This window comes from uncultured Intestinimonas sp. (assembly GCF_944387725.1).
In the GTDB taxonomy this organism is placed as follows: domain Bacteria; phylum Bacillota; class Clostridia; order Oscillospirales; family Oscillospiraceae; genus Intestinimonas.
In genome coordinates, this window is the sequence record NZ_CALXGA010000077.1 from 1 (window position 1) to 9,055 (window position 9,055).

At 60.4% G+C, this 9,055-nt stretch carries 5 protein-coding genes; 3 read left to right on the forward strand and 2 right to left on the reverse strand.

Translation table 11 applies throughout. From position 1 onward, the window contains the following. Positions 1–142: 142 nt before the first annotated feature. The 3 genes from Q0K09_RS09555 (at position 143) to Q0K09_RS09565 (ending at position 6,772) form a co-directional block, all read left to right on the forward strand. Positions 143–1,882, forward strand: a complete 1,740-nt coding sequence (locus tag Q0K09_RS09555; protein WP_294475703.1) for an Hsp70 family protein — start codon at positions 143–145, stop codon at positions 1,880–1,882. Beyond that, positions 1,879–3,561: a hypothetical protein gene (locus tag Q0K09_RS09560; protein WP_294475704.1), complete on the forward strand. Its 1,683-nt coding sequence runs from the start codon at positions 1,879–1,881 to the stop codon at positions 3,559–3,561. Before Q0K09_RS09555 ends, Q0K09_RS09560 begins: the two co-directional genes overlap by 4 nt. Positions 3,562–3,634: 73 nt before the next feature. Further along, positions 3,635–6,772: a J domain-containing protein gene (locus Q0K09_RS09565; protein ID WP_294475705.1), complete on the forward strand. Its 3,138-nt coding sequence runs from the start codon at positions 3,635–3,637 to the stop codon at positions 6,770–6,772. A gap of 93 nt (positions 6,773–6,865) precedes the next feature. Here the strand turns inward: Q0K09_RS09565 and Q0K09_RS09570 are convergent, their stop codons facing one another. Then, a complete protein-coding gene (locus Q0K09_RS09570; RefSeq protein ID WP_294475706.1) occupies positions 6,866–8,194 on the reverse strand; it encodes a J domain-containing protein in 1,329 nt (442 codons plus the stop codon). Further along, on the reverse strand, positions 8,151–8,948 hold the full coding sequence (locus Q0K09_RS09575) for a hypothetical protein (protein WP_294475707.1): 798 nt from the start codon (positions 8,946–8,948) through the stop codon (positions 8,151–8,153). The genes Q0K09_RS09570 and Q0K09_RS09575 overlap by 44 nt, the downstream gene beginning before the upstream one ends. Between the last annotated feature and the right edge of the window lie 107 nt (positions 8,949–9,055).

Below are 9,055 nucleotides of genomic sequence, written 5' to 3' on the forward strand. Positions count from 1 at the left end.
GCGCCAAGAGCCGCCGCTTTTCGCGGCGGTTGCGCTCCGCCCAAGGGGCTGCACCCTCCTCTTGTCTTTTTTTTTCATCCTGTGCTACAATAAAATCCAATCGTATAGTTTCCGTGGAGCTTGGCAAAGAGGAGATCATGATATGGCTATTTTGGGTATAGATTTAGGTACAACAAATTCTCTGGCCGCTGTCTGGCGTGGGGGACGAGCGGAACTGATTCCCAGTGCAGCCGGCGGCTTTCTCACCCCCAGTGCGGTGAGTATAGACGAAAACGGGACCGTCCTGGTGGGTCAGGCGGCACGGGACCGGCTCATTTCCCACCCCGACCGCTCTGCCGCACGGTTTAAGCGGTACATGGGTACGGACAAGGTGTTTTCTCTGGGGGGAAAGTCCTTCCGGCCGGAGGAGCTGTCCGCCCTGGTCCTCCGCCGCCTGCGGGAGGACGCGGAGGCATATCTGGGCGAGACAGTGGAGGAGGCGGTCATCAGCGTGCCCGCCTACTTTGCCGAGGCCCAGCGGGCGGCCACCAAGCGGGCCGGCGCCTTAGCGGGGATGAAAGTGGAGCGACTGGTGAATGAGCCCTCTGCTGCCGCTGTGGCCGCCCATGTCCACGAGGGCGAGGATGACAAGGTCTGCCTGGTCTTCGACCTGGGCGGTGGTACTCTGGATGTGTCCCTGGTGGAGCGGTTTGAGAACGTGATCAGCGTCACTGCCGTCAGCGGGGACAACCGCCTGGGAGGCAGCGACTTTGACCTGGCCATCGCCCAGGGCTTTTGTGAGGAGTGCGGCATTGATTTCAATGCTCTGTCCACCAGCCGACAGGAGATGCTGATCCGTCAGGCAGAGAGCTGCAAAATCGCTCTGACCACGCAAAAACTGGTGGTTATGACGGTAGATGACGGCACCATACAGGCATCTCTGCCCATGACCAACGAGTGGCTTATCCGCAAGTGCGCGCGGTTGTTCCGGCGGATGACCGCCCCGGTGCAGCAGGTGTTCCGGGATGCGGGGCTGTCCATGGAGGAACTGGACGAGCTGGTGATGGTAGGCGGTTCCAGCCACATGCCATCGGTGCGTCAGTACATTGCCCAGGTCCTTGGCCGGGAGCCTGCGAAGGACACCAGGCCGGATACCGCCATCGCCCTGGGCGCGGGCATCTGCGCGGGAATGAAGGCCCGGGCGGAGGATCTGCGGGAGATGGTACTTACCGATGTGTGCCCCTTCACTCTGGGGGTGGCCACTTTTAACGAAGCGGACCCCCGCCGCACCCTCATGACGCCCCTGATCGAGCGCAACAGTGTGCTGCCCACCAGCAAGGTGGACACCTTCTACACCATCCGGGACAACCAAAACAAGGTGGACGTGGAGGTCTACCAGGGGGAGAACCCCTATTGTGACAATAACCGACTGTTGGGCAAACTCACGCTTCCTGTCCCGCCCGCACCCAGAGGAAAGCAGTCTGTGCAGATCCGCTTTACCTATGACATCAATGGCCTGCTGGAAGTGGAGGTTGTCAACCAGAACGGCCAGAACAAGAGCCTGGTACTGAAGAACCAGGACATGGATCAGCGGGAGGTGGAACGGCGGCTGAAGGAGCTGTCCGCCCTGAAGCTCCATCCCCGGGACCAGGAGGTCCCCCGTGCGCTGCTGGCTCGGGCGGAGCGGCTCTATACCATGACGGTAGGCGGCCTCCGCGCCCAGGTGGAACAAATGCTGACCTGGTATCAGAGCTGCCTCGCCACGCAGGAAACCATTCGGGTGGCCAAGGCAACCCGGCGGATGGAGAGTTTCCTGGACAATGCGGAGTCCTATCTGGGCCAGGACCTGCTGGACGGCCCTTTGTTCAGCCAGTGGGAAGACAACGAGGAGGATGACACATGAGCTGGCCCTGGGATGAACTGGGGCTTGACGGTCCTGCCTCTTTGAAGGAAGTTCGTCAGGCATACGCCAAGCGGCTGAAGGAGACCCACCCGGAGGAGGATTCGGAGGGGTTCCAGCGGTTGCATGAGGCCTATCAGGCCGCCCGTCAGGCCGCCCGGGGCCATAGTCCCGGGCGGCCCAGGGGGGAATTGGAGGAAGATGCGTCCCGGGATACCACTCTGGATTTTTCTTCGCTGGAGGAAGAAGCGCCGAAACCTGCGCCGCAGGAGGCAAAGGGGGAAACGTTTGACTTTGACGCCTTGCTAGAACAGGAGGAGGTCCCGCTTGGACAAGCGCGCGGGGGGGCGGCGGAGGATGGCCGGGATGCCGCTCGGATTTTGCTCCAGCAGCAGGCCCGTCAAAAGGATGCCCGGCAGGAGGACCCGTTCCGCCGGCAGGAGGGAGAGTCGCCCACTGAGGCGGCCGTGCGCATTGTCCACGCTCTGCTGCGGGAGGGCCAAAGCTCTGCCCTGTGGGAAGCATTTTTTACTTCTCCGCTGTTTTTTCAGGTGAAGTGGGAGCCGGCCTTTTTATCCGGGCTGATGGCTGCCTTCAGTTCCTATGCGGTGTGGGAGCCGGCCGTTCGGACAGTGGTGCTGAGAGCCTATGGTCTGGAGAAGGGACGGCCGCCGGAAAAGCTTCGCATGTTTTACGAGACGATCTCCGGACAGAAAGCAAAGAAGCCCTCTCTTTGGGCGAGAATTTTTCCCCGCAAGACCAGCCGGAAGCAGAAGCTGGTAGGGGTGGTATGTATTTTGCTGCTGGCGGCTGTCTTCTTGGCTGTCAATATTCCCAACTGGGATGCCCGACGCCAGCGCCAGACCATGGTAGAGTGGCTGACTGCCGACATCGGTCAGCCGGTAGCCTCCTATTTCCTGGAGGGGGGTGTTGAAAGCTATGAGGATGAATACTATCTGGTAAACCAGCCAGAGGTACAGTTCATCGCTGTGCCGGAGGGAGAGCGGGACCTGAGCCGGGGAGAGGTGGGGTATACCACCAACTTTGGTGGGGAGCTGCTGAACCGGGAACTGGAGAAGCTGAAGGATCGGTTGGATGTATATATGATGGACGATTATGACCCCCAGGAGGAGCTGTGGGCCTTTACATTGCGCACCGATCTGACCGAGTACGGGGAGGCGGTGGCCGCAGTCGCCGAGAAAATTCAGGCCCTGGCGGCCCAGCCCTGGTGGGAACTGTATCCTCCGTATTTCACGTTGTCTCTTGCCTATGGCGAAGTGATCTACTACACCTATCGCTCCGGCGACGGCCCCTTCTCCGCCCAGGAGATGACAGACGCTTATGACGCGGCTCCTGCGACTTTGTATGGCCGGGTGATCGAAGAGAGCGGCATGGCTGCTCTGGACTTCGGCGACACACCCCACACCTATCTGTGGAAGGGAGAGGTAGAGGTGGATGACTGGCCCTACGATTTGATGGTGGGGGTGAATACGGACACGGGAGAGGTGATGCGCCTTTACTTCAAGGACAGTATAGCCCTGCGGAGCATTGCCCCGGAGGATATGCCCACCGGACAGGACTGGGGGTATGATTATATCGAGTTCCGTCACTATCTGGATGAGTTTGAGACTGATGCGGAGATCGTGGAGCAGATGGGCATTTTGCATTTGGTGAGAAAATGAAAGGGAGAGGACCGGCCATAGACGCGATTGGGATTGTCCGCCAGCTATTCACCGGTCTGGATGAGGTTATCACATGGATATTTGGGAAATTTTAGGCATCCCGGAGACGGAGGACCTGGACACAATTCGCCGGGCCTATGCCAAGAAGCTGAAAGAGGTCCACCCGGAGGAGGACCCGGAGGGCTTTCAACGCCTCCACGCGGCCTACCAGGCCGTTCGAAAACTGGCCCGGGGCGCAGAGTCAGACAGCCTGTCGGAGACACAGCCTCAGAAGGAGCCGCTTATACAGCCCGCCCAGGGCAGTGGTCTCTCATCGGAGCTGCTGGAGGCCATTCAGTGCAACCCTCTGGAAGGGCATCCGGCAGTGACCGCTTTTTGCGCGCTTTACACAGGAAAACAGCGGCGGGAGCGGAAGCAGTGGGATCTGTACTTCACCGCGCCGGAGTTTCTGACGGTGTGGCGGGAGGGAGATTTTACTGCCCTCCTGGCCCGGATCGTGGCGGAGCAGGAGGGGGACTGTCCCCCCAGCAAGGAGTTTCAGGCCGCCCTGGCGGTGGCCTATCAAATCGAAACTGTCTCCGGTCCGGGTGGGGTAGAGGTCCATCAGGCCCCCGGCGGACAGTTCGAGGGAATGGAGGCCATCTGCGCCATTGCCGTCCGCGGCCCTCTGGCGGGGCGGCTGCGGGGGAACGATCTGGTTCTCTCCGCTGCCTACGCCGACTATTTGAAGCTGATGGACATGGCGCAGCGGGGGTGGACCGATGAGGGTCTGCGCGCCCTGGACAGCCTGCTGTGGAAGTACACCACCGCCTACGTGAAGGAGAAGTGTACCGGCGACTGCAACAATGAGCGGAACGTAGTCTCCCTCAGACTACTCAACCATTTCTTCGGGCAAAAAGGTATTCCTGCTGAGGTGTACGAGGTCCTGTGGAACAGGCTCGACCTGAACTCCGCTATCTTCGGCCGGGGCAAGGTCCTCCACGGCGTCCTGCGGGACCTGTGCCTGGAGCGGGCCCCGGAAGTGTGTGCCCCGCGGGAAAATTTTACTGAGCTGACCAAAGCTTATGATGCCATTACCTATCACCAGAACGTCAGTGAGGAGGAGATGGGCCGCCAGGTGGACGCTTTTTTCGACCGGGAAGATTTTCAGCGGGCGGTGCGCAGCCGGCCCTTCATGCAGAACCACACCTTCTGGTCGGGGGGATCCACGGGAGTCTATTTTCTGAACCGGCTGATCGCGCTCTATGAGGAGCATCCCCAACTGCCCCTGGCCCGGATGATGCGGGAGAATGCCCAGGCCACCATTCACGGCATGGAGGAGCGCCACCGGCTGGAAGTGGAGGCACAGCGCCTCCACCGGCTGGCCCAGGAGGAGATCACTCCCGACAGCTGTACCCTGTCCAACCCTCTGTTTTTCCGCTGGTACCTCCAAGCGGCCTTTTTCCAGGCGGCGGATCAGGAGGGGGGCGCCCTTATGGACACGGTGGAGCAGGAGCTGGCCTCCCTGCCCCAGTGGGACCGGCGGCTGGCGGAGCAGGGATTGTCCCGCACCATTTCCCTGAAACGACAGGAGGGAGAGCGGACAGATGAGGTGGAGCTGACCGCCCGATTCCACCAGTTTTACATCGAATATCAGCTGGAAGGCCAGACCCTTTCCATGCCCATCCTCCCATTCTGGAGCATGGAGGAGATGGAGGACAACCAGTTCTTTTTGTTCCTGCCCATGATGGCCGCCTTTCAGGAGGAACAGGACCAGGTAGCAGACTGCATCCAGAAGCGGCTGGCCCGCCTGGGCCTGCCCGACGAAACGCTGCTGACCACCCTGGCCAAGTCCATGGCGGGGGAGGTGGCCTGTCTCATGGAGCAGGGGGAGAACGTGACCGTCACCCGGCCCGCCTTCTTCGGTCGGGAGGCGGACGGGGCGCTGTGCTTCTGTCAATGGTATTACGCCAGCAGCCAGCTGGTTACCATCCGCCGCTCCCTGGATGGCCTGGAGCTTTTGGGGGAGTACTGCCGGGAAGATGTGTTCAGCCTCCAGCAGGCGGAGGCACTGGCGGGAGATATTCTGGACGAACTATTTGCCCCGGAGCAGGCTGTCATGCTCGCCAGCGGCTTTTCTTATTCTGTCCGGGCGGAGTACTACTGGGCCAAAGACAGGACCTGGGCCCCGGAGGAGGTGGACAATTCCCTCATCGAGCAGCTCCTTCAGGAATTTCAGAACAAGCGGATCAGCCGGCTGGCCTTTACCACCGGCCCCATGTGCTTGGACAACGGGGAGGGGGATGCACCGTCCAAGCAGGTGTTCTGCCCCCAGTACCACATCGTCCTGCTGTGGAACAGCTGTCGGCCCAACGAGGCCAGCACCTGTGCCCTGCTGCGCTTTGATGACCGGGGCCAGGATTGGGAGGCCCTTATTTCCGACCGGGACGCATATATGAACACCGACAGCAAGCAGACGAAGTACGTCCCCTTTCGCATGGGAGAGCTGGCCACATACAGGCTCCACCAGTCCCCCAAAAGGCCTGTGGATGCCCTCATCGCCTTGCTCAATGGCCGGGCCCCTGACCCGGGCCAGTGGTCCAGCCAGGTCTATTTAAACAACGCCATCCAGCGCTACTATGTGGCCCGGCGGACGGTGGGCGGCTTCCCCTACGAGCGGACACGGATGTCCAAGACCCTGCGCAATCGGTATGTCCTGGGGAAGCACCCTGCCCGTTTTGCCACCCAGGAGGCGGGTGGTGCGCTGGATGCCCAGGACGTGACCCTATACAACCGCAGCTGGGTGGGGGATCTGCTGGCCCGATTTGAGATGGGCAAGCTGGAGCGACTGGTCCTCACCTGGAAACTGGAGGACGACAGCGTCCACCTGGTTCTCCTCCACGAGAAGGGGGCGGAGGGAGAGTGTTTCCTGGCCGCGGTGGTGCAGGACACCACCAGGCAGATCGACTACCTGGTGGCCAATGTTGCAGACTATCTGGACGAGGGGGATGGCAGGAAAGCGCCCCTGATCCCGTTCCAGAACCTGCGGGTGCAGGACTTTCTGCTCCACGGGGACTTCTACCGCATCCGGGACTTTTTGGACTGTTTCTTGGTCAGTCTGCCCGATTACCGCCCCATTCTATCCCCCTTTGGGGCGTTTTCCAGCGGCCCCAAAAAGCTGGTCAAGGCGGGCTTCGATGCCCACCGGACCGCCCTGTTGGGAGAAACCTGATCAGTGCCCCATTCAGCTGACTGAACAGCGAAAAGCGGGCCGCCCTCTGTTTGCAGAGAGCGGCCCGTTTTTGCAATTCAGATTGGGCGGATGCTATGACCTGGAGCGCCAGACAGCGATCTCACAGCCGCACTCCAGTTGAATGGGATCCCACTCCTCCAGAATGATGTCCGCCCCGCTTCCATCCAGAACATCCTGGGAGATGGCATAGATCCTGGTGAAGTTCTTGTTCAGGAAGTAGTTGATGGTCTGCGCCTTTCCGGACAGGTCGGTGCCGTGACAGGTCACCCACCAGCAAGGATCGTCCAACACCCGCCCCTCATCCCCTTGCCGGAGGATAGACACCGCATCCAAGTTGGGATAGTCCCAATTTGCCACGCCGTGGTCGTTCAGCAGCGCAAGGAGCATGGAGGGACCCAGGTTATCCTCATAGCTCTGGACCAGCTCCGACCCATCCGGCAACGGGTCCTCATCGGAGAGGTACTCCAGAATCAACGCATCCCCATGGAGAAAGTCCAACTGGAACTGCGGGGGGTATGTGATAAACCAGTCCTCCTGAGACAGCCGCTGCAGCCGGTTCCCCAAAGCGGTGAGAAAATCCTCCGTTCCCTCCAGCGGGAGCTGAAAGACATAGTACCCCTGAGGCGCGGCGTGCTCTGCCATATCCTCCCCATCCGGGTCGGTGCGCTCGATGTCATACCAGGTCGTATACTCCGGCCAGGCCAGGAGAAAGTTCCGCATCTCCCGGTAGAATTTGGCATCGGTGTAGTTGGTGCGGTAGCCCCGTTCTCCGTCCTCCCGGTCCCGCTCACCCTCCAGGTTGGCCTGGAATCGGATGGCAGGATTGTCCTTCTCCCAGAAGAGATAGATATCGTCCTCTCGATCCCGGTTGTTGGGGGAGGAGACCAGCTCCACGCCAAAGTCCTCCTCTAAGAGATTCAGCAACTGCTGGGCATTTCGCTGGTCAGTGTTAGGTATGCTCCGCGCCAGAAGGATGGGCACGATGATCAGGCAGCACAGGCCGCCCAGAAGGGCGAACAGCAGCCAGCCGAGGCGGCGGGTCGTCTGGGGCGGGGGAGGTGGGGGGAAATAGGGTTCCTGCCAGTCCGGTTCCTGCTCTGTGCCGTCATCTCTCAGAAGCTCCTGGAAGTCCCAGATGTCTTTTGACTGAGAGGGTTCGGCTGGCGGCGGCTGGCTGGGTAGTTCTTCCTGCGGTGGGCTTTCCGGCGGCGGGGGAACCGGCTCTCCCCGCTCCATCAGGGCAGCCAGCCGCCGGGCGGCGGTGTAGGCCCGGTGGAGTCTCTGAAACCCTTCCGGGTCCTCCTCCGGGTGGACCTCTTTCAGCCGCCGGGCATAGGCGTGCTTCACCGTCTCCAGATCAGACGGGCCGGACAGGCCCAGCTCGATCCATGGCCAATACATTCGTTTCCCCTCCTCTATCTATTGAGCTTGCCGCTCCCATTAGCGCCCAAAGTTCCCAGTGTCGATGGAGGCGGCAGCTCCTAGAACAGGCAGGCTCCTTTCTTGGGCCGTCATTGTGGCTTGTGCTCCACAAGGCAGCTGTCCCGTCCGGCACGCTGCCCTTGTCCTCGCGCTCCATATGCCGCAGGATATAGAGCATATGCCCCAGCACTTCCTGGTCATCCACCTGCGGACCATGGGTGGATTCCAGCCGAATTAGCGTCCCATCCTCCGCCAGGGCAACAGCGGTATGGAGTACGGCGCCATCGGTAAAGTAGATCGACAAGATATTGTATCGATAAGCCGCCCCGTCTTCCTCCGTCATGGTGAGCAGGTTTTCCTGCTCACCTGGAAAGGCAAAGGCGAAGCGGTCAAAGTCCGGGTCCATCCGGTAGTCCCCGATGGGTGCCAGCAGGACATCCAGCGCATCTTTCTCGCTGCAATCCGTCTGAATCATAACGCCATAGAGTACATCTCCGGCCTGAGTCATGTAATAGCCATCTTCTACCTGGGCACAGTCGGCGTCCATTCGGAAGAGATCGGCTGCACTATTGGCACGCAATCCCGCCAGGGTCATGGGAACCGCACCTAAAAGCGCGAAGAAATACAACATGGCCAAGCCGCAGATGGAGGCCATGTAACCCAATTGCCCCGTCAGGATGATACATACCGCGCTCAGCAGGGAACCCAAAAAAGCACCTACGATTCCTGCCACCAGATTTTTCTGCTTTCTCTCTTTCGCTGTTTTTTATCCCCTTATGTTTTGCATGGAGACGAAATGGGCCTGTGAAACGCTATCACCCTGTTTTTGGTGTACTAGTT

Excerpts from the sequence above, each read along its gene's own strand:
- Q0K09_RS09555 (WP_294475703.1), top strand. The coding sequence starts at position 143 with ATGGCTATTTTGGGTATAGATTTAGGTACAACAAATTCTCTGGCCGCT.
- Q0K09_RS09560 (WP_294475704.1), top strand. The coding sequence starts at position 1,879 with ATGAGCTGGCCCTGGGATGAACTGGGGCTTGACGGTCCTGCCTCTTTG.
- Q0K09_RS09565 (WP_294475705.1), top strand. The coding sequence starts at position 3,635 with ATGGATATTTGGGAAATTTTAGGCATCCCGGAGACGGAGGACCTGGAC.
- Q0K09_RS09570 (WP_294475706.1), bottom strand. The coding sequence starts at position 8,194 with ATGTATTGGCCATGGATCGAGCTGGGCCTGTCCGGCCCGTCTGATCTG.